General features: G+C 74.6%; 26 protein-coding genes. 11 read left to right on the top strand and 15 right to left on the bottom strand.

Features of this window, described 5'->3' with window-relative positions; all coding sequences use genetic code 11:
* The first annotated feature begins 19 nt into the window (after positions 1-19).
* Entirely contained in the window at positions 20-586 is a 567-nt protein-coding gene (locus ACZ4UX_RS00215) for a CGNR zinc finger domain-containing protein (RefSeq protein WP_465704533.1), read from the top strand.
* A gap of 80 nt (positions 587-666) precedes the next feature.
* Here the strand turns inward: ACZ4UX_RS00215 and ACZ4UX_RS00210 are convergent, their stop codons facing one another.
* The 3 genes from ACZ4UX_RS00210 to ACZ4UX_RS00200 all read right to left on the bottom strand — a co-directional run bounded on the left by ACZ4UX_RS00210 (position 667) and on the right by ACZ4UX_RS00200 (position 5,463).
* Entirely contained in the window at positions 667-2,196 is a 1,530-nt protein-coding gene (locus ACZ4UX_RS00210; RefSeq protein WP_465704531.1) for an FAD-dependent monooxygenase, read from the bottom strand.
* A gap of 150 nt (positions 2,197-2,346) precedes the next feature.
* Positions 2,347-4,047 (bottom strand): phenylacetic acid degradation protein PaaN, encoded by a 1,701-nt coding sequence (gene paaN, locus ACZ4UX_RS00205; protein WP_465704529.1) that lies wholly within the window; start codon positions 4,045-4,047, stop codon positions 2,347-2,349.
* A gap of 147 nt (positions 4,048-4,194) precedes the next feature.
* A complete protein-coding gene (locus ACZ4UX_RS00200) occupies positions 4,195-5,463 on the bottom strand; it encodes a hypothetical protein (RefSeq protein ID WP_465704527.1) in 1,269 nt (422 codons plus the stop codon).
* Positions 5,464-5,589: 126 nt separating this feature from the next.
* Between ACZ4UX_RS00200 and ACZ4UX_RS00195 the strand changes: the two genes are divergently transcribed.
* Positions 5,590-6,174: a TetR/AcrR family transcriptional regulator gene (locus tag ACZ4UX_RS00195; protein ID WP_329488849.1), complete on the top strand. Its 585-nt coding sequence runs from the start codon at positions 5,590-5,592 to the stop codon at positions 6,172-6,174.
* 443 nt (positions 6,175-6,617) lie between these two features.
* Here the strand turns inward: ACZ4UX_RS00195 and ACZ4UX_RS00190 are convergent, their stop codons facing one another.
* Positions 6,618-7,079, bottom strand: a complete 462-nt coding sequence (locus ACZ4UX_RS00190; protein WP_329488850.1) for an Lrp/AsnC family transcriptional regulator — start codon at positions 7,077-7,079, stop codon at positions 6,618-6,620.
* 148 nt (positions 7,080-7,227) lie between these two features.
* On the opposite strand from ACZ4UX_RS00190, the gene pdhA reads away from it, so the two are divergent.
* From pdhA to ACZ4UX_RS00170, 4 genes are all read left to right on the top strand, one after another.
* Positions 7,228-8,370 carry a pyruvate dehydrogenase (acetyl-transferring) E1 component subunit alpha gene (gene pdhA, locus ACZ4UX_RS00185; RefSeq protein WP_465704525.1) on the top strand — a complete coding sequence of 381 codons (1,143 nt, stop codon included), beginning with the start codon at positions 7,228-7,230 and terminating at the stop codon, positions 8,368-8,370.
* A gap of 83 nt (positions 8,371-8,453) precedes the next feature.
* Complete coding sequence (locus tag ACZ4UX_RS00180) at positions 8,454-9,416, top strand: alpha-ketoacid dehydrogenase subunit beta (protein ID WP_465705381.1); 963 nt, start codon at positions 8,454-8,456, stop codon at positions 9,414-9,416.
* Between the two features lie 5 nt (positions 9,417-9,421).
* Positions 9,422-10,762: a dihydrolipoamide acetyltransferase family protein gene (locus ACZ4UX_RS00175; RefSeq protein ID WP_465705379.1), complete on the top strand. Its 1,341-nt coding sequence runs from the start codon at positions 9,422-9,424 to the stop codon at positions 10,760-10,762.
* Between the two features lie 223 nt (positions 10,763-10,985).
* The gene (locus tag ACZ4UX_RS00170; RefSeq protein ID WP_465704523.1) at positions 10,986-12,635 is read left to right on the top strand and encodes a globin domain-containing protein; all 1,650 of its coding nucleotides are present in this window, start codon (positions 10,986-10,988) and stop codon (positions 12,633-12,635) included.
* 58 nt (positions 12,636-12,693) lie between these two features.
* Here ACZ4UX_RS00170 and ACZ4UX_RS00165 read toward each other — a convergent pair whose 3' ends face one another.
* On the bottom strand, positions 12,694-13,221 hold the full coding sequence (locus ACZ4UX_RS00165; RefSeq protein ID WP_329488853.1) for an NUDIX hydrolase: 528 nt from the start codon (positions 13,219-13,221) through the stop codon (positions 12,694-12,696).
* 292 nt (positions 13,222-13,513) lie between these two features.
* Here ACZ4UX_RS00165 and ACZ4UX_RS00160 point away from each other — a divergent pair, with 292 nt between their 5' ends.
* Complete coding sequence (locus ACZ4UX_RS00160) at positions 13,514-13,933, top strand: SsgA family sporulation/cell division regulator (RefSeq protein WP_465704521.1); 420 nt, start codon at positions 13,514-13,516, stop codon at positions 13,931-13,933.
* Positions 13,934-14,036: 103 nt separating this feature from the next.
* On the opposite strand, the gene ACZ4UX_RS00155 is transcribed toward ACZ4UX_RS00160, so the two are convergent.
* The gene (locus tag ACZ4UX_RS00155; protein WP_329488855.1) at positions 14,037-14,414 is read right to left on the bottom strand and encodes a phage holin family protein; all 378 of its coding nucleotides are present in this window, start codon (positions 14,412-14,414) and stop codon (positions 14,037-14,039) included.
* Positions 14,415-14,519: 105 nt separating this feature from the next.
* Here ACZ4UX_RS00155 and ACZ4UX_RS00150 point away from each other — a divergent pair, with 105 nt between their 5' ends.
* The 3 genes from ACZ4UX_RS00150 (at position 14,520) to ACZ4UX_RS00140 (ending at position 15,981) form a co-directional block, all read left to right on the top strand.
* Positions 14,520-14,837: a cupin domain-containing protein gene (locus tag ACZ4UX_RS00150; RefSeq protein WP_465704519.1), complete on the top strand. Its 318-nt coding sequence runs from the start codon at positions 14,520-14,522 to the stop codon at positions 14,835-14,837.
* A 37-nt stretch (positions 14,838-14,874) separates the two neighbouring features.
* The gene (gene tenA / locus ACZ4UX_RS00145) at positions 14,875-15,543 is read left to right on the top strand and encodes a thiaminase II (protein ID WP_465704517.1); all 669 of its coding nucleotides are present in this window, start codon (positions 14,875-14,877) and stop codon (positions 15,541-15,543) included.
* A gap of 237 nt (positions 15,544-15,780) precedes the next feature.
* On the top strand, positions 15,781-15,981 hold the full coding sequence (locus tag ACZ4UX_RS00140) for a DUF5326 family protein (protein ID WP_329488858.1): 201 nt from the start codon (positions 15,781-15,783) through the stop codon (positions 15,979-15,981).
* 43 nt (positions 15,982-16,024) lie between these two features.
* Here ACZ4UX_RS00140 and ACZ4UX_RS00135 read toward each other — a convergent pair whose 3' ends face one another.
* The 7 genes from ACZ4UX_RS00135 to ACZ4UX_RS00105 all read right to left on the bottom strand — a co-directional run bounded on the left by ACZ4UX_RS00135 (position 16,025) and on the right by ACZ4UX_RS00105 (position 23,426).
* On the bottom strand, positions 16,025-16,957 hold the full coding sequence (locus tag ACZ4UX_RS00135) for an NAD-dependent epimerase/dehydratase family protein (protein ID WP_465704515.1): 933 nt from the start codon (positions 16,955-16,957) through the stop codon (positions 16,025-16,027).
* Positions 16,948-18,159 carry a cytochrome P450 gene (locus ACZ4UX_RS00130; RefSeq protein WP_465704513.1) on the bottom strand — a complete coding sequence of 404 codons (1,212 nt, stop codon included), beginning with the start codon at positions 18,157-18,159 and terminating at the stop codon, positions 16,948-16,950. The genes ACZ4UX_RS00135 and ACZ4UX_RS00130 overlap by 10 nt, the downstream gene beginning before the upstream one ends.
* Positions 18,156-19,634, bottom strand: coding sequence for a class I adenylate-forming enzyme family protein (locus ACZ4UX_RS00125; protein WP_465704511.1), 1,479 nt, complete (start codon positions 19,632-19,634; stop codon positions 18,156-18,158). The genes ACZ4UX_RS00130 and ACZ4UX_RS00125 overlap by 4 nt, the downstream gene beginning before the upstream one ends.
* Positions 19,635-19,749: 115 nt before the next feature.
* Positions 19,750-20,499 carry a glycosyltransferase family 2 protein gene (locus ACZ4UX_RS00120; protein WP_465704509.1) on the bottom strand — a complete coding sequence of 250 codons (750 nt, stop codon included), beginning with the start codon at positions 20,497-20,499 and terminating at the stop codon, positions 19,750-19,752.
* The gene (locus tag ACZ4UX_RS00115; RefSeq protein ID WP_465704507.1) at positions 20,496-21,509 is read right to left on the bottom strand and encodes a 3-oxoacyl-ACP synthase III family protein; all 1,014 of its coding nucleotides are present in this window, start codon (positions 21,507-21,509) and stop codon (positions 20,496-20,498) included. Before ACZ4UX_RS00115 ends, ACZ4UX_RS00120 begins: the two co-directional genes overlap by 4 nt.
* Positions 21,510-21,598: 89 nt before the next feature.
* Positions 21,599-23,116, bottom strand: a complete 1,518-nt coding sequence (locus ACZ4UX_RS00110) for an SPFH domain-containing protein (protein ID WP_352295010.1) — start codon at positions 23,114-23,116, stop codon at positions 21,599-21,601.
* Between the two features lie 103 nt (positions 23,117-23,219).
* A complete protein-coding gene (locus ACZ4UX_RS00105) occupies positions 23,220-23,426 on the bottom strand; it encodes a hypothetical protein (protein ID WP_329488866.1) in 207 nt (68 codons plus the stop codon).
* Positions 23,427-23,711: 285 nt separating this feature from the next.
* Between ACZ4UX_RS00105 and thiC the strand changes: the two genes are divergently transcribed.
* The gene (thiC, locus tag ACZ4UX_RS00100) at positions 23,712-25,529 is read left to right on the top strand and encodes a phosphomethylpyrimidine synthase ThiC (RefSeq protein ID WP_465704505.1); all 1,818 of its coding nucleotides are present in this window, start codon (positions 23,712-23,714) and stop codon (positions 25,527-25,529) included.
* A 90-nt stretch (positions 25,530-25,619) separates the two neighbouring features.
* Here thiC and ACZ4UX_RS00095 read toward each other — a convergent pair whose 3' ends face one another.
* Positions 25,620-26,063, bottom strand: coding sequence for a CBS domain-containing protein (locus tag ACZ4UX_RS00095; RefSeq protein WP_465704503.1), 444 nt, complete (start codon positions 26,061-26,063; stop codon positions 25,620-25,622).
* 397 nt (positions 26,064-26,460) lie between these two features.
* On the bottom strand, positions 26,461-26,853 hold the full coding sequence (locus ACZ4UX_RS00090) for a VOC family protein (protein ID WP_465704501.1): 393 nt from the start codon (positions 26,851-26,853) through the stop codon (positions 26,461-26,463).
* Positions 26,854-26,867 lie beyond the last annotated feature (14 nt).

Raw genomic sequence — 26,867 nt, 5'->3', positions numbered from 1 at the left:
GAGACCGAGGGAGTATCCGATGACCGACCGGACGGCAGACCCGCGCGACCCCCGCCCGCTCACCGGCGAGCCGCTCGCGCTCGACCTGCTCAACACGCGGTGGGCGGGCAGCCCGGTGAACGACCTGCTGGACCGGCCGGACGGCTTCGGGGTCTGGCTCTCCTCCGCCGGGCTGGCGGACCGCTGCGAGGCCGACGACGCGGGGCTCGTGGCGCTGCGGCAGGCCCGGGAGGCGCTCGCCGCGGCGGTCCGGGACCTGGACGCCCGGGGTGAGGTGACGGCGCCCTCGGCGGCCGGTCTGAACGAGGTGCTGCGGCACGGGCGGCTGCGGCGCGAGCTCGGTCCGGCGGGGCCGGCGGCGCACGTCGAGGTGGACGGGCCGCAGTGGCTGGCGGCCTGGCTGGCGGTCGACGACTTCCTCGACCTGCTGGCCCGGGGCACCCTCCGGATCAAGAAATGTGCCCACGAGGCCTGCATTCTGCACTTCTTCGACACATCGCAGAACGGCCGCCGGCGGTGGTGCTCGATGGCGGTGTGCGGAAACCGCGCGAAAGCGGCCCGGCATTACGAGAAGGCGCGCGCCTAGGAGCAGCGGGGGGGGGGGGGGGGGGGGGGGGGGGGGGGGGGGGGTGGGGCGCCCCCCCCCCCCCCCCCCCCCGCTGCTCCTCAGCTCTGGTCGGGGGCGCCGAGCCACTGGGCCAGCGCGGCGCGGACCTCGCCCTGGCCCGGGTCGACGGCGGCCCAGGCGGCGTAGCCGTCGGGGCGGACCAGCAGCACGGTGTCACGCAGCTTGCCGTGCGGGTCGGCCGGCGCGACGGTCTGCAGCCGGCCCGCCCACGGCTCGGCGGCGGGCAGCTGGTCATTGCTGACCAGCACGAACGTGCCCGCGCGCAGTGCCTCGTAGAGCCGCTCGGGCGCGGCCGGTCCGTCCTCCCGGGCCTCCTCCAGGGCGGTCAGCCGCAGGTCCGGCACGCGCCGGCCGGCCAGCGGGTGGGCGTCCTTCGGCGCGGCGTAGCGGATGCCGATCCCGGACACCGTCCGGGCGCCGCGCTCGGCGACCACGTCCAGGTGGTCGGCCAGCGTGGTGAGGGCGCCGCGCAGCACCCGGGTGGGCGCGGACTGGGCGAGGGCGAGCCGGATCAGCGCGCCGGAGGTGCGCAGCACCGACTTGCCGACCGGGTGCCGCTCGGTCTGGTAGGTGTCCAGCAGGGCGTCGGTGGCGTGGCCGCGGACGGCGGCGACGAGCTTCCAGGAGAGGTTGGCGGCGTCCTGGAGGCCGGTGTTCATGCCCTGGCCGCCGGCCGGGGAGTGGCAGTGCGCGGCGTCGCCGGCCAGGAAGACCCGGCCGGAGCGGTAGTTCGGCACCTGCCGCTCGTCGCTGTGGAAGGTGGAGCTCCACCGGGCGTCGTGCAGCCCGTAGTCCTCGCCGAGGGCGGTGCGGGTCATCTCGGCGATCCGCTCCAGCGAGGGCGGGGCGCCGTCCGCGTGCTGCTCGGCGCGGTCCCAGGCGATGACCCGGTACCAGCCGTCGCCGAACGGCGCGAGGAAGGCGAAGCCGCCCTCGCCGGCGCCGACGGTCAGCAACTCGTCGGGCGCGCGGTCCAGCCGGACGTCGGCCAGGACGACGGAGTTGACCACCGACTCGCCGGGGAAGGGGATGCCGAGCAGGTCGCGGACGGTGGAGTGGACGCCGTCGGTGCCGACCACGTAGGCGGCCCGGTGGGTCTCGGTGTCGCCGTCCGCGGGCACCTCCCCGCTGCGGGCGCGGGGGCGGGTCTCGACCGTGACGCCCTCGGCGTCCTGCCGCAGCCCGACCACCTCGGCGCCGCGCAGGAGGGTCGCGCCGGCCTTCAGCGCGCGCTCCTGGAGGAGGCGTTCGGTGTGGTACTGCGGGGTGATCAGGACGAACGGGAAGCGGCTCGGCAGGGCGGCGAGGTCGACCCGGAGCCGGTCGAAGAGCCGCAGCGAGCTGAGCGGGCGGCCGGTGGCGATCAGGTCGTCGGCCAGGCCCCGGGCGTCCAGCAGCTCCAGGCTGCGGGCGTGCACCGCGAAGGCCCGGGTGAGGTTGGACTCGGTGTCGCGCTTCTCCAGGACGGTGACCCGGATCCCGGCGGTGGCGAGGTCCCCGGCCAGCAGCAGGCCGGTCGGTCCGGCCCCGACGATCAGGACGTCGGTGACGGTCTGCTTCGCGGTCATGTGTCAGCTCCCGGTGCTCGGACGGAGGTTGGACGCCGGTCCGGGCGCCCTCCCGGCCTCCATCATCGCTGGCGCGGGCGGGGCTGTGAATTCCCGCGGGACGGAACCGGGCCCCGGCGTGGTACCGCCGGGGCCCGGAACCGGATCGGCTCAGCTGTGGCGGCGGATCTCCACGGTGCGGAACCGGTTGGCGACGAAGGCGCCGTCGCAGTAGGCGGCGTTGGCGGCCGGGTTGGCGCCGGTGCCGTGCAGGTCGGAGAAGGCGGCGGTCTGGTTGGCGTACACGCCGCCGGTGAGGTTGAGCGAGAGCGAGACGCCGGAGTCGAGCGCGGCCTCGACCAGCGCGGCCTCGACCTCGGGCGAGGTGGTGTAGCCGGAGGCGGTCATCGCGCCCTGGGTCCGGACGGTGTCGCGCAGCAGCTCGACCGCGGCGGCGGTGGATTCCACCGCGACGGCGAAGGAGACCGGGCCGAAGCACTCGTTGCGCAGGACCGCGCGGTCGTCCGGCTTGTCGGCGTCCAGCTTGACCAGCGCGGGGGTGCGGACGGTCGCGGCGGGGAACTCCGTGGAGGTCACCACCCGCGGGGCGAGGGCGAGTTCGCCGTACTCGCCGCCGGCCGCGGCCACCGAGCGCTGCAGCACACCGGGGTTGACCACGGCGCCGAGCACGGCCGTGGCGCGGGCGTCGTCGGAGAGCAGGCCCTCGATCGCGCCGGCGAGGTCGGTGACCACCTCGTCGTAGGACTTGGCGCCCTGGTCGGTGTCGATGCCGGTGCGCGGGATCAGCAGGTTCTGCGGGGTGGTGCACATCTGGCCGCTGTAGAGCGAGAGCGAGAAGGCCAGGTTGCCCAGCATGCCCCGGTAGTCGTCGGTGGAGTCGACGACCACGGTGTTCACGCCGGCCTTCTCGGTGTACACCTCGGCCTGGCGCGCGTTCTCCTCCAGCCAGTCGCCGAAGGCGGTCGAGCCGGTGTAGTCGATCAGCTTGACCTCGGGGCGGACGGCGAGGGTCTGGGCGACGGTGCCGCCCTCGTGCTCGGCGGCCAGGCAGACCAGGTTCGGGTCGAAGCCGGCCTCGGCGAGCACCTCGCGGGCGGTCCGCACGGTCAGCGCGAGCGGCAGCACGGCGCGCGGGTGCGGCTTGACCAGCACCGGGTTGCCGGTGGCCAGCGAGGCGAACAGACCGGGGTAGCCGTTCCAGGTGGGGAAGGTGTTGCAGCCGATCAGCAGCGCGAGGCCGCGCGGGACGACGGTGAACTCCTTGGTCATCACCAGCGGGTCGCGCTTGCCCTGCGGCTTGGTCCAGCCGGCGCTGGCGGGCAGCCGGGTCTGCTCGGCGTAGGCGTAGGTGACCGCCTCCAGACCGCGGTCCTGGGCGTGCGGGCCGCCGGCCTGGAAGGCCATGCCGTAGGCCTGGCCGGTGGTGTGCATCACCGCGTGCGCGAACTCGTGCGAGCGCGCGTTGATCCGGGCCAGGATCTCCAGGCAGACGGCGGCCCGGGTGAGCGGGGTCGCGGCGGCCCAGCCGGGCCGGGCCGCGAGCAGCGCGGCGATCAGCGTGTCCGCGTCGGCGTGCGGGTAGCCGATGCCCATCTCGACGCCGTACGGGGACGCCTCGCCGCCGATCAGGTCGCCGTCGGCCGGGTGGCCGTCGAGGGCGAACGGGAGGTTCAGCAGCGCCTCGAAGGCGGCCTTGCCGTCCGCGGCGCCGCTCTCGCCGTAGGCCTTCGGGAACTCGGGGTAGGGCGACCAGTAGTCGCGGGACGCGGCGGCGGCGAGCGCGGCGTCCAGGGTGGCCTGGTGGCGTTCGACCAGCTCGGCGACGAGGGGGTGGGTGACCGCTGCGGACATGGTGTGCGCTCCTCAGAGGGGAGGACGGGACACGTCACAGAGTAACCGAACGATCGGTCGGCTCAAGAGGGTGTGCGGATCGGATCCGGAGAACGCGCAGGGACGCGTCCGCAGCGGACGCGCCCCTGGGGCGGAGCGGGTACCGGTCTACGGGATGCCGAGCTCGAAGATGACGTACCCGGCGTACCAGCCGGAGGCGATCGCGCCGGTGCCGAGCACCGTCGCCAGCACCGGCCAGCTCAGCCTGCGCATGGCCACCGCCAGGGCGATCAGCAGCGGGAAGGCCGGGAGCAGGTAGCGCGAGGTGTTGCCGAAGATCCCCAGGCTTCCCAGCACCGAGACGATGGTGGCCAGCGTGTAGGCGGTCAGCACCAGCGGCGGACGCAGCCGGACCAGCAGCACGATCAGCACCGGCAGGGTCAGCACGATCAGGGTGGCCAGCAGGTCGGTCACCGGCCAGGCGAACGGGTAGTCCGAACGGCCCAGCAGGACGCCGCGGATCGCCTCGAAGGTGCCGTGGCCGAAGTCGAAGTAGTGCAGCCAGGCGTCGTGCTGGAGCCGGAAGTAGCCGCCCCACTCGCCCGTCCGCCAGCCCACCCAGCCGACGTAGCCGAGCAGGCCGAGCGGGGCCAGCAGCATCGCGGCCACCGGGCGGGCGACGCCGCTCCCCCGCCGGTACAGCTCGACCAGCGCGGCCAGGCCGACGGCGCCGATCAGGGCCGCCGAGGTCGGCCGGTTGAGGCCGGCGACCAGCGTGATCACACCGGCGGCGATCCACTGCCTGGTCATCACGCAGTAGCAGGCCCAGGCCGCCAGCGCGACGAACAGCGAGTCGGAGTAGAGCGCCCACTCGGCGCCGGAGCCCGGGGCGATCGCCCAGAGCCCGGCCGCGATCACGCCCGCGCGCGGGCCGGCCAGCTGGTCCACCACCGCGTAGATCCCGGCCGCCGCGAACAGCGAGGCCACCACCGAGACCAGCATCCCGGCGCCGTACAGGCCGAGCCCGGTGCCGTCCGAGACCAGCCGCATCAGCCCCGGGTAGAGCGGGAAGAAGGCGGCCGAGTTCTGCTCGACGGTGAAGCCGGGGAGGCCGCCCGGGACGGGGACCAGCGCGGGGTGGTAGCCGAACTGGGCGATCTGCTGGTACCACCAGCCGTCCCAGCTGGCCAGCACGTCCCAGGGGTTCGCGCCGCCGCCGAACCGCGGGTGCTTCTTGACGTAGTCGCCCGAGAAGGAGAGCAGCTTCATGAAGACGGTGAAGCCGATCAGCTTGAGCACCGCGTAGCACCACACGGCCGGCCCGAAGCGCAGGACCAGGGCGCGGCCGCGCTCGCGCCAGTCGGCCCGCGCCGCGTCCCCCGGCTCCTCGCTGCGCTGCTCGGGCACGTCGGAGGCGACTGCCGGTATTGCGCTCATGAGACTGGACCCCACCCTGCTGGCCGTGGACGCTGGTCCGCAGATTCTAGGCCGTCGGCCGCGCTGTTGGTGCGGACCAATGGACCCGGGCGCATCGGGCGCAGCGGGGCCGGGGATACTCGGAGGATGGCCGATCACACCACGCGTACCGCCTACACCGTGGAGTCGCTGCTCGCGGTGACCGTCGACGTCTTCAACGAGCGCGGCTACGACGGCACCTCGATGGAGGACCTCTCCCGGGCGGCCGGGATCTCCAAGTCCTCGATCTACCACCACGTCCGCGGCAAGGAGGAGCTGCTCCGGCTGGCCGTCGGGCGGGCCCTGGACGGGCTCTTCGGCATCCTCGCCGAACCGGGCGCGGTGGAGGGCCCCGCGGTGGAGCGGCTGGAGCACGTGGTGCGGCGCACGGCGGAGGTGCTGCTCACCGAGCTGCCGTACGTCACCCTGCTGCTGCGGGTGCGGGGCAACACCGTGACCGAGCAGTGGGCGCTGGAGCGCCGCCGGGACTTCGACCACCAGGTGGCCGAGCTGCTGAGGGCGGCCGTCGCGGACGGCTCGCTGCGGGCGGACGTCGAGCCGCGGCTGGCCACCCGGCTGCTCTTCGGCATGATCAACTCGATCGTGGAGTGGTACCGGCCCGGTGTGAAGGCGGCCGACGGCGTCGCGGACGCGGTGGTCCACCTGGCCTTCGACGGCCTCCGCGCCCGGTAGCACCGGGAGGGGCCGGGGCCGGAAGATACCGCGCCAAAGGGCCACCCACCCGTCCCGAAAGGGCACCCGGCTCGGGCCCTCATCGGGCCTGGGGGGCGCTCCAACGGTCAACCCCGCCCGGGCACTACCGGGGCCCGGGGGACGCCCGCCGGGCCCTCAGCGGTCACCCCGCCCCGGCACTACCGGGGCCCAGGGGACGCCCGCCGGGCCCTCAGCGGTCACCCCGCCCCGGCACTACCGGGGCCCAGGGGACGCCCGCCGGGCTCCCAGCCGGCACCCCGGCCCAGTGCGCCCCGAGCCAAAGGGGCGCGCCGGTGCCGAAAGGGAGGAGCGAGGACGCCCCGAGGAACGAGGGGCGTTGGAGCGACGACCGTCGGCGCCGGGTCGAGCGCCCCGGAGGCGAGCGGGCGAGAACACAGCCCCGGAGGCGAGCGGGTGCCTAATCAAAGGGGCGGCACCTGGTCGGTCTCCTCGAAGACCAGCATGGTGCGGGTGCCGAGCACCTGGGGGATGGACTGGATGCTGCCCAGCACCAGTTCGCGCAGCGCGTGGTTGTCGGCGGTGTGCACCAGCAGCAGCACGTCGAAGTCTCCGCCCACCAGCGCGATGTGCGCGACGCCGGGCAGCTCCAGCAGCTGCTCGCGGACCGTCCGCCAGGAGTTCTGCACGATCTTCAGGGTGACGTAGGCGGATGCGCCCTGACCTGCCTTTTCGTGGTCCACCCGGGCGGTGAAGCCGCGAATGACGCCGTCCTCGACCATCCTGGATATCCGGGCGTACGCATTCGCCCGGGACACGTGCACCCGCTCGGCCACCGAGCGGATCGAGGCGCGACCGTCCTGCTGCAGCAGCCGCAGGATCGCCCGGTCGACACGGTCGAGTCTGGACGTCTGTTCAGCCGACATGACCCCCCACCCCCACGGATTGGACGCACTGCCACCAGTCGACCGCCACCCGGGCCGATTGTCCACCACCTTGTCACGCTTCTGGTCAAGATGAACAGACGACCGAACAATCGGTAGGGAGCCCCCGCTACCCCTGGAGGTGCCCGAGATGACCGTTCTCGATCACAGACACCACACGGCGGTGCCCGGTTGGCTGCCCGGGGCGACCGCCCCGCGCAGCGACCCGGCCCCGCTGCTTCCGGACGCCTCACCGGTCCGCGTGCTCGGCACCCCCGAGCTGGAGAAGTGCGACCCCGCGCTGCTCCGCGAGCTGTACCGCCGCCTGGTGGTCGGCCGCCGCTACAACCAGCAGGCCACCACCCTCACCAAGCAGGGCCGGCTGGCCGTCTACCCGGCGTCCACCGGCCAGGAGGCCTGCCAGGTCGCCGCCGCGCTGGCGCTCGGCGAGCAGGACTGGCTCTTCCCGAGCTACCGCGACACCCTCGCGGTGGTCTCCCGCGGCGTCGACCCGCTGGAGGCGCTGACCCTGCTGCGCGGCAACGCCCACACCGGCTACGACCCGCTGGCCACCCGGACGGCGCCGCTCTGCACCCCGCTGGCCACCCAGGCCCCGCACGCCGTCGGCCTCGCGCACGCCGCCCGGCTCGGCGGCGACCCGGTGGTCGCGCTGGCGCTGCTCGGCGACGGCGGCACCAGCGAGGGCGACTTCCACGAGGCGCTGAACTTCGCCGCGGTGCTGAACGCCCCGGTGGTCTTCCTGGTCCAGAACAACGGGTACGCGATCTCCGTCCCGCTCACCGCGCAGTCCGCCGCGCCGACGCTCGCCCACAAGGCGGTCGGCTACGGGATACCGGGCCGGCTGGTGGACGGCAACGACGCGCCCGCCGTGCACAGCGTGCTGACCGAGGCGGTCGAGCGGGCCCGGTCCGGTGGCGGCCCGACCCTGGTCGAGGCGCTCACCTACCGCGTCGAGGCGCACACCAACGCCGACGACGCCACCCGCTACCGGGACGACACCGAGGTGGCGGCCTGGCGGGAGCACGACCCGGTCCTGCTGATGGAGCGGCACCTGCGCCGGATCGGCCTGCTGGACGACGCCCTGGTGCAGGAGTCGGCGGACGAGGCGGAGGCTCTGGCGGCCCGGATGCGGGCCGAGTTCCACGCCGACGCCGAGCTGGACCCGATGGCGCTGTTCGCCCATGTGTACGCCGAGCCGACCCCGCAACTGCGGGAGCAGGCAGCCCAGTTGTCCGCCGAGCTGGCCGCCGAGGCCGAGGTGCAGCACCCATGAGCAACACCGCCCAACCGTCGCCCGCCGCCACCCTCGGCCGGCCCGCCGCGCGACCCGCCCCGGCCGGTCCGCGCACCGCCACCATGGCGCAGGCGCTCAACTCCGCGCTGCGGGACGCCCTGCGCGCGGACCCGGCCGTGCACGTGCTGGGCGAGGACGTCGGCGCGCTCGGCGGCGTCTTCCGGATCACCGACGGCCTGACCGCCGAGTTCGGCGCCGACCGCTGCCTGGACACCCCGCTGGCCGAGGCCGGCATCCTCGGCACCGCGATCGGCATGGCGATGTACGGGCTGCGCCCGGTGGTCGAGATGCAGTTCGACGCCTTCGCCTACCCGGCGCTGGAGCAGCTGTTCTCGCACGTCGCCAAGATGCGCAACCGCACGGCCGGACGGCTGCCGCTGCCGATCACCGTGCGCATCCCGTACGGCGGCGGCATCGGCGGGGTCGAGCACCACAGCGACGCCTCCGAGGCCTACTACACCAGCACCCCCGGGCTGCACGTGGTCACCCCGGCGACGGTGGCGGACGCCTACGGGCTGCTGCGGGCCTCGATCGCCTCGGACGACCCGGTGGTCTTCCTGGAGCCCAAGCGGCTCTACTGGGGCAAGGCGGAGTTCGACCCGGCGGCGCCGGTCGAGCCGATCGGACGGGCCGCCCTGCGGCGGACCGGGACGTCGGCGGTGCTGATCACCTACGGCCCCTCGCTGCCGGTCTGCCTGGAGGCGGCCGAGGCGGCCAAGGCCGAGGGCTGGGACCTCGCGGTGCTCGATCTGCGCACCCTGGTCCCGTTCGACGACGAGACGGTCTGCCGGGTGGTGCGCTCGCTCGGCCGGGCCGTGGTGGTGCACGAGGCGACCGGCTTCGGCGGCACCGGTGCGGAGATCGCCGCCCGGGTGACCGAGCGCTGCTTCCACCACCTGGCGGCCCCGGTGCTGCGGGTCACCGGCTTCGACATCCCGTACCCGCCGCCGATGCTGGAGCACCACCACCTCCCCGGGGTGGACCGGATCCTGGACGCGGTCGCCCGGCTGCAGTGGGAGGCCTGAGGATGATGCCGGTCGTACGCGAGTTCACGCTGCCCGACCTCGGTGAGGGGCTCACCGGGGCGGAGGTGGTGCGCTGGATGGTCGAGGTCGGTGAGGTGATCGCCGTGGACCAGCCGGTGGTGGAGGTGGAGACCGCCAAGGCGGTGGTCGAGGTGCCCTGCCCGTACGGCGGGGTGGTCACCGCCCGGTACGGCGAGCCGGGCGAGGAGGTGGCGGTCGGCGCGCCGCTGGTGACGGTCGCGGTGTCGCCAGCCGCGGGCGCGCCGTCCCCGTCCGCCGAGGTGGAGCGTCCGCTGGTCGGGTACGGGGTCGCGGAGCCGGACAAGGGCGGCCGGCGCCGCCGGGTCGGGGCTCCGGCTGCCGCTCCGGCCGCCGCTCCGACGGCTGCTCCGACGGCCGTCGCCGCGCCGGTGGCCGTGGTGGCGCCCTCCGCTCCGCCGGCCGTGGCCGTGGCCGTCGCGCCGGTGGTGGTGCCGGTGATCTCGCCGCTGGTCCGGCGGTCGGCCCGGGAGCACGGGATCGATCTGGCGGCGCTGACCGGCAGCGGGCCGGACGGTCTGATCATGCGCGCGGACGTCGAACGGGCGATCGCGGCGCTGGCCCCCGGCGGTGCGCCGGCGGCGGCGCCGGTGTCCAACGGGGCGAGCGCGCCGGCCGGGGCCGAGGTGGTGCCGCTGCGCGGTCTGCGCAGGGCGGTGGCCGAGAAGCTCACCCGCAGCCATCGGGAGATCCCGGCGGCGACCTGCTGGGTCGATGCGGATGCCACCGAACTGATGGCGCTGCGAAGGCAGTTGAATGCAACCCCCGGGCCGAAGGTGAGCGTGCTGGCGCTGCTCGCCCGGATCTGCACGGTGGCGCTGGCCCGCTTCCCCGAACTCAACTCCAGTGTCACCGATGACGGTTCGGGCATCCTCCGGCACTCCGCGGTGCACCTGGGCTTCGCCGCCCAGGGCGAGCGGGGCCTGGTCGTTCCGGTGGTGCGCGACGCCCAGCGGCTGAGCACCGAGCAACTCGGCGCCGAACTGGCGCGGTTGACCGAGTCGGCCCGGACCGGGGCGCTCACCCCGGCCGAGCTCACGGGCGGGACCTTCACCCTGAACAACTACGGGGTGTTCGGGGTGGACGGCTCCACCCCGATCCTCAACCACCCCGAGGCGGCGATGCTCGGGGTGGGCCGGATCGTCGCCAAACCCTGGGTCCACCAGGGCGAGTTGGCGGTGCGCGAGGTGACCCAGCTGTCCTTCACCTTCGACCACCGGGTCTGCGACGGCGGAACCGCGGGCGGGTTCCTGCGGTTCGTCGCGGACTGCGTCGAGCAACCGGGCATGCTGCTGCGGCAGTTGTGACCGGCGTCCGGGCGGTCGCCTTGGGTGGCTGCCCGGACACCCAGGGCGACCGCAGATCGAGCGAGAGTAGCGCGTACGGGGGGCGGGTGTCCGGCCTTCGCGCGATTTGTCGGATGAGCACTTCGGGCGTGCCACGCTGCCTAGGCGTCAGCAGGAACAAGCCAGGTGGTGGCACAGGCCGGCCGGAGGCGAAACGATTCTCTTGGGTACTCGAAACGTTGCGGTGAAGTCACGCAGAACTCTCCTGGTCCGCACCGGACACGGCTCGGCGGGAGCCGCGGCCGTCCCGGGGATGCCGGACTCCGGTCCGGAACCGGCCCCGGAAACCGTGCCGACCGCGGCGGCGCACGCCCCGGCGGCCGTCCCGCCGATGCCGCTGGACCCGCCGGACCTCCCGCCGGTCTCCGCCGCCCCGGTGCCGGTGGCTCCGCTCGTCCCGGCCCCCGCCTCGGCGCTGCGGGTGGCGATCCCCGACCCGCCGGCCCGGCCGCCCGCGATCCCGGCGCCGTCGACGCCCGCCGGGTCGCCGGTGCCCGCGATCGAGCCGCTGTTCTCCCGGGCCCCCGGCCTCAACTGGACGGCCGTGGACGGCGATCCCGCCCGGCCGCCGGTCACCGCCGCGGCCGGCGGGGCGACCGCACCCGAGCCGGTGCCCGCCGCCGTGTCCGGCCCCGGTCCCGCCGTGTCCGGTCCCGGGTCCGCCGCCGCGCAGCAGCCGCCCACCGCCCGGGACATCGAGCTGATCCGGGCCAGCCTGGCCGTGGTCGAGCCGGTCGCCGACCGGGCCACCGCGCACTTCTACGCGCTGATCTTCCTCCACCACCCCGAGGTCCGCGCGCTCTTCCCGGCCGCCATGGACGTCCAGCGCGACCGGCTCTTCCGCGCGCTGCTGATGGCCGCCCGCAGCGCCGGCGACCCGGAGGGCCTGCGCGGCTACCTGAGCGCGCTGGGGCGCGGCCACCGCCGGTACGGCACCCTGACCGGTCACTACGGACCGGTGGGGGAGTGCCTGGTGGCGGCGCTGGCCCGGTACTCGGGCAGCCGCTGGGACGCCGAGACCGAGCTGGCCTGGCGGCGGGTCTACCGGCTGGTCTCCTCGATCATGATCGAGGCCGCCGAGGACGACGCCCGCACCTCGCCGCCCTGGTGGCAGGCCGAGGTGGTCGGGCACGAGCTGCGCACCCCGGACGTCGCGGTGCTCACCCTCCGCCCCGACCAGGCCTATCCGTACCGGGCCGGGCAGTACACCAGCCTGGAGACGCCCTGGTGGCCGCGGGTCTGGCGGTACTTCTCGTTCGCCTCCGCGCCCCGGCCGGACGGTCTGCTGACGCTCCACGTCAAGGCCGTCCAGGCGGGCTGGGTGAGCAACGCGCTGGTGCACCGGGCCGCACCGGGCTCGGTGCTGCGGCTGGGCCCGGCGGCGGGCACGATGACCGTCGACCACACGTCCGGGGCGGACCTGCTCTGCCTGGGCGGCGGCACCGGGATCGCCCCGATCAAGGCGCTGGTGGAGGAGGTGGCCGAGTACGGCGCGGCGGGCCGCGCGGTGGACGTCTTCTACGGGGCCCGGCGGGCCGCCGAACTCTACGAGCTGGCGGCGCTGCGCGCGCTGGCCGAGCGCCACCGCTGGCTGTCGGTGCACCCGGTGCTGTCCGGTCCGGGGCCGCAGGCCGGTGGTCCGGTGCCGGGCGGCGGGACGCTCACCGGTGAACTGCCCGAGGTGGTCGGCCGGTTCGGACCGTGGGCGGACCGGGAGGCCTTTCTGGGCGGGCCGGCCGCGATGGTGCGGCGCGGCGCCGGGGTGCTGCTGCGGGCCGGGGTGGCGCCCGAGCGGATCCGGCACGACCTGGTCGGCGATCTGGCGGCGGGCTGAGCCGGGAGCCGGACCGCCCGGCTCCGGCTCCTGCCCTGGGCCCCGGGCGCTGGGCTCTTCAGTCGAAGTCGGGGGCGAGCAGGGCCCGGACGCCCTCGATGTTGGCCGCCAGGTACGCCCGCAGGCTGGGCGGGACGACGTTGACCGAGGTGACGCCCTCCCGGGTGAAGGGCACCCGGACCACCTCGTACTCGCCGTTGGGCTCGTCCACCTCCGGCCCGTGCCGGCGGTCGAGGTCCATCGACGCGAGCCGGCAGACGAAGAAGTGCTGGACCTTGACCCCGTGCGGGTGGAGCAGCGTGCCGTCGTCGTGGTGGGTGTGGCTGATGGTGTCGACGAAGGCGGGGACGAGGTCCACGACCTTGCCGCCGAGCTCCTCGTCCACCTCGCGGTGCAGGGCGTCGGTGACCGTGCGGTCCTCGCTCTCGACCCCGCCGCCGGGGGTGATCCAGTACGGGTGCGGGGAGCCGGGCCGGGTGCGTTTGATCAGCACGATCGAGGCCGGTCCATGGGGATCGGCCGGGTCCAGCTCCAGCAGGATCGCCCGCGCGGTGCGTTTGACGACGGGTCGGGGCGGGGTGCGCATGGCCACCTCCGGGGCTGGAGCGTTGTGCGGGAGTCTCCCGCACGCCGACCGGCCCGAAACTCGTACCTGCTCGGGTGCGTCCGTTCGGGGCGTGCTCACAGCGCCGATAGATCTTGGATAGTCAAGGTGGACGTTCACCTGATCTTCAAAATATCGAGCTGATCTCCGTTGATACCTTCGATCCAAAGGAATTTGCCGATCGAACGGTCGGAGAGTGATTGCAGCCGCGCCCGGCCTGTGCTGCGATGAGCGACCAGCCACCCGGCCGGGCAGAACGAGAGGTACTGGCGCCATGCAGCACAGCACAGTCCAGGGCCACCTGGTGATGAGCCTCGTGGTCTCCACCGAGCTCTCCTTCCGCCTCGTGGTCGAGCTGGAGTACGACCCCGCCGACCCGTTCGCGGTCCGCCTCACCTTCCACCTGCCCGGCGATGCCCCGGTCACCTGGGTCTTCGCCCGGGAACTGCTGTTCGACGGGGTCGACCGGCCGACGGGCGAGGGCGACGTGCACGTCCACCCGGTCGGCGAGGAGCTCTCGGAGGTCTGCGTCGTGCTGCGCTCCCCCGAAGGACATGCCGTGTTGCGCGCCTGCGCGGCGCCGCTGACCGCCTTCCTCGCGCGGACCGACCGGCTGGTGCCGAGGGGCCGGGAGCTGATCGGCGGGGAGATCGACGCGCAGCTCGCCGACATCCTCGGAGGCTGCGAGCGGTGACCGGTCGCCCGCCGGCGACGGTGGCACGAAGGGGCCCGCCCCGGTGCGGAACCGGGTGCGGGCCCCTTTCGCGTGCCCGGGCACGCGGCCGGCGGCGGGTCGCTCAGTCGTCGTCGCCGAGCGCCAGGTTGAGGCCCCAGGAGACCAGGCTGATGATGAGCGCGCCGAACAGCGCCGCCCAGAAGCCGTCGACGTGGAAGTCCAGGTCGAGCTTGTCCGAGGCCCAGGAGGTCAGCCAGAGCATCAGGGCGTTGATGACGAAGGTGATCAGGCCCAGGGTGAGGATGAACAGCGGCAGCGAGAACAGCTTGACCACGGGCTTGATCAGCCAGTTGACCACGCCGAAGATCAGTGCGACGGCGATCACCGTCAGGGTCTTGCTCTGCCAGTCGTCGCCGGTCAGCGTGATCCCGGAGACGATCCAGGCGGCCACCCAGATGGCGGCCGCGTTGATAAGTGTCTTGATGACGAAACCCTTCATGGGGCCAGCGTCCCAGGCCGGTCGGGGCGGGGGAAGCGCCCGACCGGCATGTTTGGTGTTGAATGCCCCCTGGACCCGGGCCAAGGACGAGGAGGGGCACCCCCGATGAAGCTGTTCCGGTTGGACGAACTCGACGCCGAGCGCGCCGCCAACGACGGTGCCTATCTGCGCTTCCTGCGCGAGCCGCGGATGTCCGCCGGGCTCTACGCGCTCTCCCCCGGCGCCACCGACCCGCAGACCGCGCACGCCCAGGACGAGATCTACCAGGTGGTCAGCGGCCGGGCCGAGTTGACCGTCGGGAACGAGACCACCACGGTGGCCCGCGGCACCGTGGTCTATGTCCCGGCGGGAGTGCCGCACCGGTTCCACCACATCACCGAGGAGTTGCGGGTCCTGGTGGTGTTCTCCCCGCCGGAGGACTGACGGCCGGGGCCCGCGGCGGTCCGGCTAGGGTCGGGGCATGAGCCTGAGCCTGACGGAAGAACTCTGGGCGGCGATCGAGCTGATCTACGCCGAGATCCTCGACCACCCCTTCATCGGCGGCCTCACCGACGGCACCCTGCCGCGCGAGGCGTTCCGCCACTTCGTCGTCCAGGACTCGCACTACCTGCGCGACTACGCCCGCGCGCTCGCCGTCTGCGCCGCCAAGGCGCCCGGCGAGGAGGACGTGCGGGCCTTCGCGGACGACGCGGTCGGCGCGCTGGCGGCCGAGCAGGGCATGCACGCGGAGTTCATGACGGCCTTCGGCGCCGACGCCGAACAGGCCGCCGCCGAGCCGGTGCTGCCCACCACCCGGGCCTACACCAGCTACCTGCTGGCCACGGTGTACGGCGGCTCCTTCGCGGAGGCGGTCGGCGCCGTGCTGCCCTGCTACTGGATCTACGCCCGGGTCGGCGACCGGCTGCTGGCCGAGGGCTCCCCCGACCCGCTGTACGCCAAGTGGATCGCCACCTACGGCGACGAGGCCTTCCAGTCCGTGGTGCGCCGCGTCCTCGCGCTGGCCGACCGGCTCGGCGAGGAGATCTCCCCGGCCGAACGCCGCCGGGTGGTGGAGCACTTCACCACCACCTCGCGGTACGAGTGGATGTTCTGGGACGCCGCCTGGCGCGGCGAGACCTGGCCGGTCTGACGCCCTCCGGGGCCGGCGTCCGGACCGTTCCCCGAGCCGTTCCGGGGGCCTTCCCGGGTGCCCTTTCGGGCGCCCTCCCCCGGGTCTCCCCGGGGGCCGGAGTAGGGGTGATCTCCGGGTTCTCTCCGGGCCATCGGCCCTCGTTCCGACCCGTGCGTCACCGTACGATCGACGTATCGAAGCAAGCGGGATGCGGCACCGGACGGCAGCCGGCCCGAGGGGAGAGAAGGAACGGACATGGCTGAGTTCTGGAAGTCGCTGCCCTCGTGGGTGCGCAACATCGTCGTTCCGGTGCTGGTGCTGATCCTGGCCTGGAACATCATCGGATTCGTCTTCGGCGTGGTGGGCGCGCTGCTGAGCCTGGTCATCAAGCTGCTGGTGGTGGTGGGGATCGCGGCCGCCGTGGTGATCCTGGTGAAGAAGGCCGCCAGGAGCTGAGCCGCCGGTCCCGGACGCCCGTACCCCCTCGGGGGTGCGGGCGTCAGTCGTCGGCGGACGCGCCCCGGGCGGCGGCGGTGGCCCGGTCGAGCAGCAGGACGGTGTCGAGGTCCCAGAGTGGCCGCCAGTGCTGGGTCCGGGACCGGCCGAGGTCGAGGGTGACGCCGGTGGCGAGCTGGTCGACCGCGTACGGGGTCAGCCCGGGGACGCGGCCGGTCCGGGCGGCCAGCCGGGCGAGCGGCGCCGGCACGTGGCCGATCCGGGCCCGCACGCCGTGCGCGGCGAGCACCCGGCGGACGGCGTCGTCGCGCCGGTAGTGCCGGTCGTCGGCGATGTTGTACGCGCCGGGCGTCCAGGCGCGGCCGCCGGTCAGGCCCAGGGCGGCCAGGCAGGCGTCGGCGAGGTTCTGCACGGCGGTCAGGCTGATCCTGACGTCGCCGCCGGGGAGCAGCAGCAGTCCGTGCCGCACCCGTGCCAGCAGTTGGGGCGCGAGGTGCGGATCGCCCGGCCCGTAGACGGCGCGTGGGCGAAGGACGACGGCGCCCGCCTCCAGCGCGAGCCGTTCGGCGGCCGCCTTGGTGCGCCCGTAGGCGTTGAGGTGACCGCCCTCGGTGGGGTGGTGCTCCATGATCGAGGAGCGGCCGATCCGGGGGTCGTAGACGCTGGCGCTGCTCACCTGGACCACCGGACGGCCGGCGGCGGCGCGCAGTAGCCGTGCGGTTCCGGTGACGTTCACGGCGTACTGCCCGGCCTCGCCGGCGGAGCCCCGGGGGAGGTCGGCGACGGCCGCGGCGCAGTGCACCACCAGGTCGGCGCCGGTCAGGTCGGGGTCGCCGGTGGTGGCGTCCCAGTGGACGTGGCGGCCGACCGGGCCGGGGGACCGGCCGTAGCAGAGCACGTCGAGGCCCAGCGCGGCGGCGGCGAGCGCGACGTGCGAGCCGCAGAAGCCGCCGGCACCGGTGACGGCTATCCGCATCGGGACTCCTCAAGCCGCTCGGGTGTCGTGGGACGGGCCGCCCCGGGCTCCGGTGCGCGCCGGACGGTGAGCTCCGCGTAGCCCGGGAGCGCGGACCGCCGGTCGACCCGGGCCCGGACGACCACCGGGCGGTGCGGGGCCAGTGCGAGCAGCACGTCCGTGAGCAGGGCCCGGGCGAGGCCGGCGCCCGGGCAGGCGTGCGGGCCGGCGCCGAAGACGGCCTGGGTGGCGGCCGGGCCGGGGGCCGGTCCGGGCCGATGGGCCCCGGCGGCGTGCCGGGCGACCAGGACCAGGCGGCCGCCGGCCCGGACGGGGCAGCCGGCCAGCGTGGCGTCGGCGGCGGCGACCCGGGGGAGCAGTGGCGAGGGCGCGGTCAGCCGGAGGAGTTCGGCGGCCAGGCCGGGGGCCGTCCCGGCGTCCACCCCGGTCCAGAGGCCGGCGTCGGCGCACCAGGCGGCGGCCCGGGGCAGGGCGGCGACGGTGGTGGTGACGGCGGCGACGGTGAGCATCGCGTCGAGCGGGTCCGGGAGCAGCGCGGTGAGCTCGGCCGCCCTGGCGGCGGCGGTGGCCCCGGCCCTCCGGCGGCCGGGCAGCCGAGGGCCGGGCAGGTGGTCCCGGGCGGTGGCCGCGGCGACGGCGGCGCAGGCCTGGGCGAGGGTGCGCGGATCGGCGCCGGAGCCGGTCAGCGCGGCCGCCGTCACTCCGGCCAACTCCTCTGTCAGGGTGACGAGTTCGAGTGGCCCGGTGGCCAACTCGGGGACGCGTTCGGCGAGCACGGCCTGCCAGTGCGGGCGGATCCGGTCGAGTGCTCCGGTGCCGAGGTCGGCCGCCACCGCCCGTCGCGCGGCGCGGTGCCGCGCGCCCTCCTGGTCGAACAGCAGCCCCCCGCCGGTGAGTCGGGCGGCGGCCCCGCCGGTGGTGCCGGCCGCGGTGCGGTCGAGCGGGACGCGGGTGAGCGCCTCGCGGTAGGCCTCGGTGCCGTGGACCAGGACGGTACGGCCGAGCCGGACGACCGGGCGGCGGCGGGTGAGGCAGAGCAGCGCGAACAGCACGGGGTGGCTGCGCAGGTAGACCCGGCGGTCGCGACGGCGCGCGGCCCGGTCGGCGGCGGGTGCGTGGGTGGGCGTGGGGCCGGGCGTCGGGGCGGGTGCGCGGGCGGGCGCGGGGGTGGGCGCGCGGCCGGTGCCGCGGTCGGTGGTCATGCGGACAGCTCCCGGGCGCAGTGGGCGGCGGCCGCCGCCCGGTCGGGCTTGCGGGAGCGTCCGGCCAGCGGGACCTCCCCGAAGAGCACGGCGTCCGGGCGGGCGCCGCCCATCCGGACGAGCGGGCCCCTCAGGGCGGCGCGCAGCCGCCGCGGATCGGCGCCGGGACGCGGCTGGACGAGGGCCACCAGCCGTTCGTCGCCCGGCGCGCCGGCGGCCGGGACCCCGACCAGGACGGCGAGTTCGACGTCCGGCAGGTGCAGCGCGGGCTCGTACAGGCCCGGGTAGATGTTCTCGGCCCGGCGCAGCACCATGTCCTTCAGCCGCCCGGCGAGCACGATCCGGCCGTCCGGGGCGAGGGTGGCCCGGTCGCCGGTGCGGACCCAGGGGTCGGGTTCCTCGCCGAGGTAGCGGTGCCGGGCGCCCGGGCCGGTGAGCAGGAGCTCGCCCTCCGGGGTGAGGCCGGTGCGCACCCCGGGCAGCGGTGCGCCGACCAGGTCCCCGGGCCCGGTGTGGGCGCTCTTCCCGGCCTCCTCGACGGCGGCGGCCGGGAACAGCTCGGTGAGCGCGTACACGCCCCAGGCCTGGTCGGCTCCGGCCTGCTTGACCCGGCGCAGCAGGGCGGCGTCGGCGGGCGCGGAGCCGGTCCAGACCCGGCCGTGGAAGCGGGCCCCGGCGCCGAGCGCGGCGCGCAGGGCGGGCGGGGTGAGGTAGGTCTGGGCCGGTGCCAGCCGGGCGAGTTGGCCGGCCAGCGCCCGCGGGCGCCGGGCCGGCAGGGCGACGGCGGCGCCGGCCGCCAGCGCGGGCACCAGGACGAAGAAGGTGCCGCCGAGCACGGTGCTGCCCGGGCGGGGGTCGACCAGGTCGGTGACGGTGCGCAGACCGGCCGCCAGGCCCTCGCGGGTGTGCACGACGGCGCGCGGGCGGGCGGTGGTGCCGGAGGTGAAGACGATCACCGCGTCGGTGTCCGCGCCGCCGTCGCGGGGCGCGGGCGCGGCGCCGCCGGTGACCGCGAGCCGGGGGGCGCAGCCGGGCAGCCGGCGGCCCAGGGTGGCGACCGGGCCGAGCGCCGACAGCCGGGGCAGTGCGAGGTCGGCGCGGCGGGCCAGCGGCCCGGCCCAGCCCGCCACCGCCTGGGCGGCGGCGTCGGCGAGCACGAGGTCCGGCCGGGCCAGGGCGAGCCGGGCGGCCAGCACGTCCGGCCCGGCGGTCGGGTCGAGGACGGCGGCGCGCAGGCCGAGCCGGTGGGCGGCGAGCAGGACGGCGAGCGCCCGGGGGCCGGGGCGGACGGCGACGCCGAGGGTGGCGCCGGGGCCGAGGCCGCGGGCGTGCAGGGCGGCGGCGTAGCGGTCGGCCAGGTCGGCGAGTTCGCCGCGGCGGATCAGGACCCTGGTGCCGCCGGTGCGGCCGCGGCCCAGGACGGCGGGCCGGTCGGGGTGGACGGTGCGCAGGGCGTGGGCGAGCCGGTCGAGCACGGGGCCTCCTCGACGGGGTTGCGGGGGTGGGTTCTCCGGGCGCTCGGTGCTCCGGGCGCTCGGTTCCGGGGGCGCGTGGTCAGCGGGTGCGCGGTTCCCCGGGCGCGCGGCCGGTTCAGCGGACGTCGACCGAGCGCCGGCCGGCGCCGCGCTCCAGGTACCAGCGGGCGGTGCCGACCACGCCGTAGGCGCGGATCCGCCGGGTGGAGTTCTGCACCACCATGTCGCGGCGGTGGACGATCGCGGTGGTGTGGCGGCGCACCCGGTTGATGAACATCCGGTCGGTGGGCGACGGCCGGCGCGGCATCCCGCCGACCGCCCGGTACAGCTCCGCGGTGATCGCCATGTTGTTGCCGGCGTGCATCCGGTACGGCGTCAGGTAGCCGTGCCGGCGGCGGTGCGCGGGCCGGATCCGGCCGAAGAGGGCGCCGAGCGCGACCAGCACCAGGAACACCGCGCGCCCGGCCGGCCCGTGCTCGTCCCGGCGGGCGGTCACCCGGCCGCAGACCAGCCCGCCGCAGGCGCGCATCCCGGCCCGGGCGGCCGCCGTCCAGCCGGGTTCGGGCAGGCAGTCGGCATCGGTGCGGGCCAGCAGGGTGGCGCCGTGCGCGATGGCGTACCGGAAGCCGGTGTCGATCGCCGAGCCGACGCCCTTCTCCTGCTCGACCAGCACCTCGACCGGGAACGGCGCCCGGGCGGCGAAGGCCCGGACCTTCGCCACGGTGGCGTCGCTGGAGCCGTTGTCGGCGACCAGCAGGGTGAACGCGCGGTCGCGCTGGGCGGCCAGGGCGGCCAGGGTGTGCTCGATCCTGGCCTCCTCCTGGTAGGCCGGCACGACCACCCAGAGGTCCGTCCCGGTGCTCATGACGCCTCCCAGACCATCGTCATCAGGCTGACGCCGCCACCGAGGCCGATCAGCAGTACCTTGTCCCCCGGGTTCAACTCCGGGGTTATTCGTTCGAGTTGGATGCCCAGCGTGGCGCTGGCGATATTGCCCAGCTCCGGCACGGTGAGGACGAGCTTCTCCGCGGGCACGCCGGTGAGTTCGACGAAGCGCTCCAGGTAGGGGACGGTCACCTGGTGCACCAGCACCCGCGCGTAGTCGTCCCAGCCGAGGCCGGTACGGGCCGCGACCCTGGTCAGGATGGCGCCGCCGATCTGCTCGAAGACCCCGCGCAACTCCTTTCCGCCGCCCCGGAAGTAGCTGTACTCGTCGCCGCGCGGGTGGCGCGAGCCACCGCCGGGGATGCCGCCGGCCGCCCAGTGCTCGGAGGCCGTCTCGGTCTCGATGTCCAGGATGCCGCCGCGCTCGACCGCCTCGACGACCACGGCCGCGCCGGCGTCGCCGAAGGTGTACCCGGCGAAGCCGTCCCGGAAGTCCTCCTGACCGGCCGGATCGCGGCGCATCGCCCGGCTCGGCGTCTCGCCGGTGACCACCAGGGCGCGCCGGGCGCGGCCCGCCAGGATCATCGCGCGGGCCAGGTCGATGCCGTTGAGGAAGCTGTTGCAGGCGTTGCTGACGTCCAGCGCGTGGGCCCGGGAGCCGAGTTCGGCCTGGACTAGGTGGGCGGTGGCGGGCTCGCAGACGTCCCGGGTGGCGGAGGCGTACAGCAGCAGGTCGAGGTCGAGCGGGTCCAGTCCGCGGGCCGCCAGGGCGCGCCGGGCGGCGCCGACCGCCAGCGTGGAGGCGTACTCGCCCTCGGCCGCGAAGTGCCGGGTGACGATCCCGGTCGCCTTCTCGAACATCCGCTCCGGCAGCCGGAGCCGACCGCCGGCGGTGACCTCGTCCTGGAGCTGCTGGGAGGTCAGGCGGTGGGCGGGGAGGTGGGCTCCGACGGCGGTGATGCCGATCCGCGCGGTGGCTGGAGGGTGCATGCCCCCATGCTCCGGCCGGCGCCGCCGAGCCCACCTGAGTACGGGTACTCAGGTGGGCGCGGGCGGCTACTCGACCGGGCCGGGAGCCGTCACTCCTCGACCGGGATCTGCTGGACCGGCACCACGACGGCCGCGCCGCCCGCGGCCGTCCCGGCCACCGCCGGTACGGCGGCTCCGCCCGGCGCCGCGGTGTCCGGCGCCGGGCCGGGCTGCCCCGGCCCGTGCAGGGTGGTGAGCAGCTGGCGGGCCAGGCCGAGGCCGGTCCCGCCCATGGTGAGCGCCTTGGCGAACAACTCGCCCACCCCGTCGGCGCCGTTGAGCAGCACCATGTGTTCGACGTTGCCGAAGGACTGCGCGGCGGCCAGCACGATGTCCGGCCACTTCTCCGCCAACTCCTGTGCCACCACGGCGTCCTGGTTCTCGGCGAGGGCGGCGGCCCGGGCCTGGATGCCGGCGGCCTTGGCGAGCCCGATCGCCTTGGCGGCCTCCGCGTCCGCCAGCCCGCGGGCCTCGGTGGCCGCGGCCTCGGCCTGCCCGGTGGCCCTGGTCGCCTCGGCCTCGGCCAGGGCGCGCAGCCTGGTGGCGTCCGCCGCGGCCTGGGCCGCGATCCTGACCTGGCCGGCCTCGGCGGCCGCCTTCAGCTCGGTCTCCTGGGCCTGGGCCTGCGCCGCCGAGATCCGCGCGTCGCGGTCGGCGTCCGCCCGGGTGCGGGTCTCGTACGCCTTGGCGTCGGCCGGCTTGCGGACCTCGATCTGCAGCTGCTGCTCCTTGCGGCGCGACTCCAGTTCGGCGACCTTCGTCTCCTGGACGACGACCTCCTGCCGGGAGGCGGCCTCGGCGAGCGGCCCGGCCTGCTGGGCGCGGGCGTTGGCGGTGTCCCGTTCGGCCTGGTAGGCGGACTGCTGGATGGCGCTGTTGCGGGTCGCCTCAGCCTTGCGGGCGGCGGCCTCCTGCTCCGCCTCGGTGGCCATCCGGTCGGCCGCGGCCTGGGCGATCCGGGCGTCCCGCTGGACGGCGGCGGCGTGCGGGATGGCGAGGTTCTTGATGTAGCCGGTCGGGTCGATGATCTCCTGGATCTGCAGGGTGTCGATGATCAGCCCGAGCTTCTCCATCTCCAGCCCGGAGGCGGCCCTGGTCTCCCCGGTGAGCCGCTCGCGGTCCCGGATCATGTCCTCGACGGTGAGCCCGCCGACGATCGAGCGCAGGTGGCCGGCGAAGACGTTGTGGACCCGCTGGCTGATCAGCTTCTGCTGGTCCAGGAATCGCCGGGCGGCATTGGCGATGGAGACGTCGTCGTCGCCGATCTTGAAGATCACCACGCCCTTGACCCGGACCGGGATGCCCTGCGTGGTGACGCATTCGACGTCCAGCTCGGCCTCGTTGAGGTCCAGCGAGAGCCGGCGGACGCCCTGCAGCCCCGGCGTGACGAAGGTCCCCCGCCCGGTGACGATCCGGAAGCCCAGGCCGTCCCCGACCCCCTCGGTCCGGTGCCGGGAGCCGGAGATGATCAGGGCCTCGTTGGGCTCGGCCACCCGCCACATGAGCTTGAAGAGCGTGACACCCACCAGCAGTACCCCGGCGGCGGTCCCGATGATGACGAACACCATGGTTCAACTCCCCCTTTCGGCGCATGAGATGCGCCGACTCGGATTGTCCGCCCGGGACAACCGGAGGAGAAGGGATCGCACATGACCGTCCGTCACAACCCTGTCACGGCAGGATCGGTGCCACGTAGACGGTCCGGGGCGGGTGGTACTCGATCACCACCACGGGCGTCCCGACCGACAGCCGGTCACCCGGCACGGCGAGATAGGCGAGGAACGCCTCCGTGCCCCGGCGCTCCGGGACGTGCACCATCACCTCGCCGACCAGTCCCGCGCCCACCGCTCCGCTGACCCGCCCCGTGCTCCCGATCACTGCGCTCCTCCTTCGCCGCCCGCCCCGCGTGACTGCCAGTCTGCCCGCCCCGGAGCGCCGCGGCGCCCCGTGGTGCGGATCGCCGCCCGAGGACCCCCTCTGGACCAGCGGCGATCCGCTCGCTACGGTGTTGGACGTCATGCGCAGGCAACACCGCCTGCGGACACGGGAGCTCGGAGCACCGGGCTGAGAGGGCGCTGACCGGAACGTCGCTGGACGTGCCGACCGCTGCGTCGACCGCAGGAACCTGACCGGGTAATGCCGGCGTAGGGAGTAGAGGGTCTGATGACCACGTTCGACGCACAGCCGCAGTCTGCCCGGAACCAGGCCGCCGGAAGCGCGGCCACCGGCTACCCGACCCCGGCCTGGCGCAAGGCCTACCGCCAGGGGTCCCGCCCCGACCTGCGGGTCCCGTACCGCGAGGTCGTCCTGACCAACGGCCGGACCGTCCCGCTCTACGACACCTCCGGCTCGTACACCGACCCCGCCTACGAGGCCGACGTGCGGCGCGGCCTGCCGCCGCTGCGGGACGCCTGGATCCGCCAGCGCGGCGACGTCGAGGAGTACGACGGCCGCGAGGCCCGCCCGGAGGACGACGGGATCAAGCACACCTCGCCGCGCGGCGGGAACCTGCGCAACCTGGACGCCGTCTTCCCCGGCCGCCCGCGCCGCCCGCTGCGCGGCCGGTCCGGTGCCTCCGTCACCCAGCTCGCCTACGCCCGGCGCGGCGTGGTGACGCCGGAGATGGAGTTCGTGGCCCTGCGCGAGGGCCTGGACCCGGAGTACGTCCGCGCCGAGGTGGCGCGCGGCCGCGCCGTCATCCCGGTCAACGTGAACCACCCCGAGGTGGAGCCGTCGATCATCGGCACCAACTTCCTGGTGAAGATCAACGCCAACATCGGCAACTCCGCCGTCACCTCCTCGATCGAGGAGGAGGTGGAGAAGATGACCTGGGCCACCCGCTGGGGCGCCGACACCGTCATGGACCTCTCCACCGGCCGCAACATCCACACCACCCGGGAGTGGATCCTGCGCAACTCCCCCGTCCCGATCGGCACGGTGCCGCTCTACCAGGCGCTGGAGAAGGTCGACGGCCGGGCCGAGGAGCTCAGCTGGGACGTCTACCGGGACACCATCGTCGAGCAGTGCGAGCAGGGCGTCGACTACATGACCGTGCACGCCGGCGTGCTGCTGCGGTACGTGCCGCTGACGGCCCGTCGCAAGACCGGCATCGTCTCGCGCGGCGGCTCGATCATGGCGGCCTGGTGCCTGGCCCACCACCGGGAGAACTTCCTCTACACCAACTTCGAGGAGCTCTGCGAGATCCTCGCGAGCTACGACGTCACCTTCTCGCTCGGTGACGGCCTGCGCCCCGGCTCGATCGCCGACGCCAACGACGAGGCGCAGTTCGCCGAGCTGCAGACGCTGGGCGAGCTGGGCCGGATCGCCCGGGAGCGGGACGTCCAGGTGATGATCGAGGGCCCGGGCCACGTCCCGATGAACAAGATCAAGGAGAACATGGATCTCCAGAAGGAGATCTGCGACGAGGCGCCGTTCTACACCCTCGGCCCGCTGACCACGGACGTCGCCCCCGGCTACGACCACATCACCTCGGGCATCGGCGCCGCGATGATCGCCTGGTGGGGCACCGCGATGCTCTGCTACGTCACGCCCAAGGAGCACCTGGGCCTGCCCAACCGGGACGACGTGAAGACCGGCGTCATCACCTACAAGATCGCCGCCCACGCCGCCGACCTGGCCAAGGGTCACCCCGGCGCCCAGGCCTGGGACGACGCCCTCTCCGACGCCCGCTTCGAGTTCCGCTGGGAGGACCAGTTCAACCTGGCCCTCGACCCGGAGACGGCCCGCGAGTTCCACGACGAGACGCTCCCCGCCGAGCCCGCCAAGACGGCCCACTTCTGCTCGATGTGCGGCCCGAAGTTCTGCTCGATGAAGATCTCCCAGCAGATCCGCGCCGAGCACGGCGACGGCTCCTCCGCCGTCGCCTCGGACTACGACGCCGAGGCCCTGGCGGGCATGCGGGCCAAGTCCGAGGAGTTCGCCGAGCACGGCAACCGGGTGTACCTCCCGCTGGCGGACTGAACCCACCGACCGCGCACCGTCCCGCGACCCGAAGGGGGGAGTCGCGGGCCGGTGCGCATCCGCGTCCGGGCGACCGCCCCGAGGGCCGCGTCAGTCGGCGGCGGGGAGGGCGGCCGCCGCGGCACCGGGGTTCATCAGGCCGGTGACGCGGTCGGCGGTGAGGACGCCGAGGAGGAAGCCCTCGTCGTCGATGACGGGCCAGACCACCAGGGCCTTGATCCGCATCGCGAGCGCCGCTATGCCGAGCCCGAGGGTGGGCCAGGCGAAAGGCCCCTGCTGGTGCTCGGTGTCGCGGACCTGGGTCTGCTCCGAGTACCGGAGACCGGTCAGGAGCGGGTGCAGGCCGCTCCGGGTCACCAGGCCCTCGCACCGGCCGTTGTGGTCGCGGACGAGCAGGTAGGCGACATGGGCACTGTGGAAGATGTCGTTGGCCTGCTCGACGGTCCGGTCGTCGGCGATCTGGTACTCGTAGGGCTCCATCGCGTCCGCGACGGTGAGGCCGTGCCCCGCCGGTGGTGTGTCGTAGGTGGTCATGAGCGACCCGGCCCGCCTCCGGGCGGCCCGTGGCTGCCCGGCGCTGTCCTGCGCCCAGGACGAAGCCGGAACGGGACCGGAATGCGAAATGCCCTGAGTGGCGTCCAGGCTACTCCGGTCCCGGTCGTCGGGCCGGGCGGGCCCCGGCCGACCGGTAGGGGCTCGCCGTCGGGGGCGGAACACATGGGACAGCAGCATGTTGATCTACGAATGTGTGCTCCGCCGTTCCGGCGCCAGCGCGTGAATCATGGGGGAACCACCGTGCGAAGAGCACGGACCACCGGGCAGCCCGTCACGGTGGCGTCCTGGCCCGGCACCCCCGCCGGATGTCGGCCGAGGGCACGCCGGACCCCTGTACCGGCGTGTCCTCGGCCTGTTCGTGGGCCGGGTCCGGGGCTCAGGAAGCGTCCTCGGGGTACCAGCGGAGTTCGACGGTGTTGCCGTCCGGGTCCTGCACGTAGACCGAGGTGGCGCTGCCGCGGGCGCCGTAGCGGGGGACGGGGCCTTCGAGGACGGTGAACACGCCGGAGTCGATGACCTCCTGCCAGTCCAGGGGGTCGACGGTGAGGCAGATGTGGTCGACGTTGGACCCGCCGCGCTCGCGGGCGGTCAGGTCGATGATGGTCTCCGGGTTGACCCGTACGGAGGGGAACGAGACCTTGCCGGCCCGCCACTCGTCGACGCGGACGGGGGCCAGACCGAGCAGGCCGGCGTAGAAGTCCAGCGAGCGCTCGACGTCCCGGACGTTGAGGACGAGGTGGTCGAAGGCCTTGACGCGGACGGCGCTCACTGGGGACTCCCGGG

The organism is Kitasatospora sp. NPDC028961 (genome assembly GCF_055564815.1).
The sequence above is the reverse complement of the archived record's forward strand: the minus strand, read 5'-3'. Positions and strand labels throughout refer to the sequence as shown.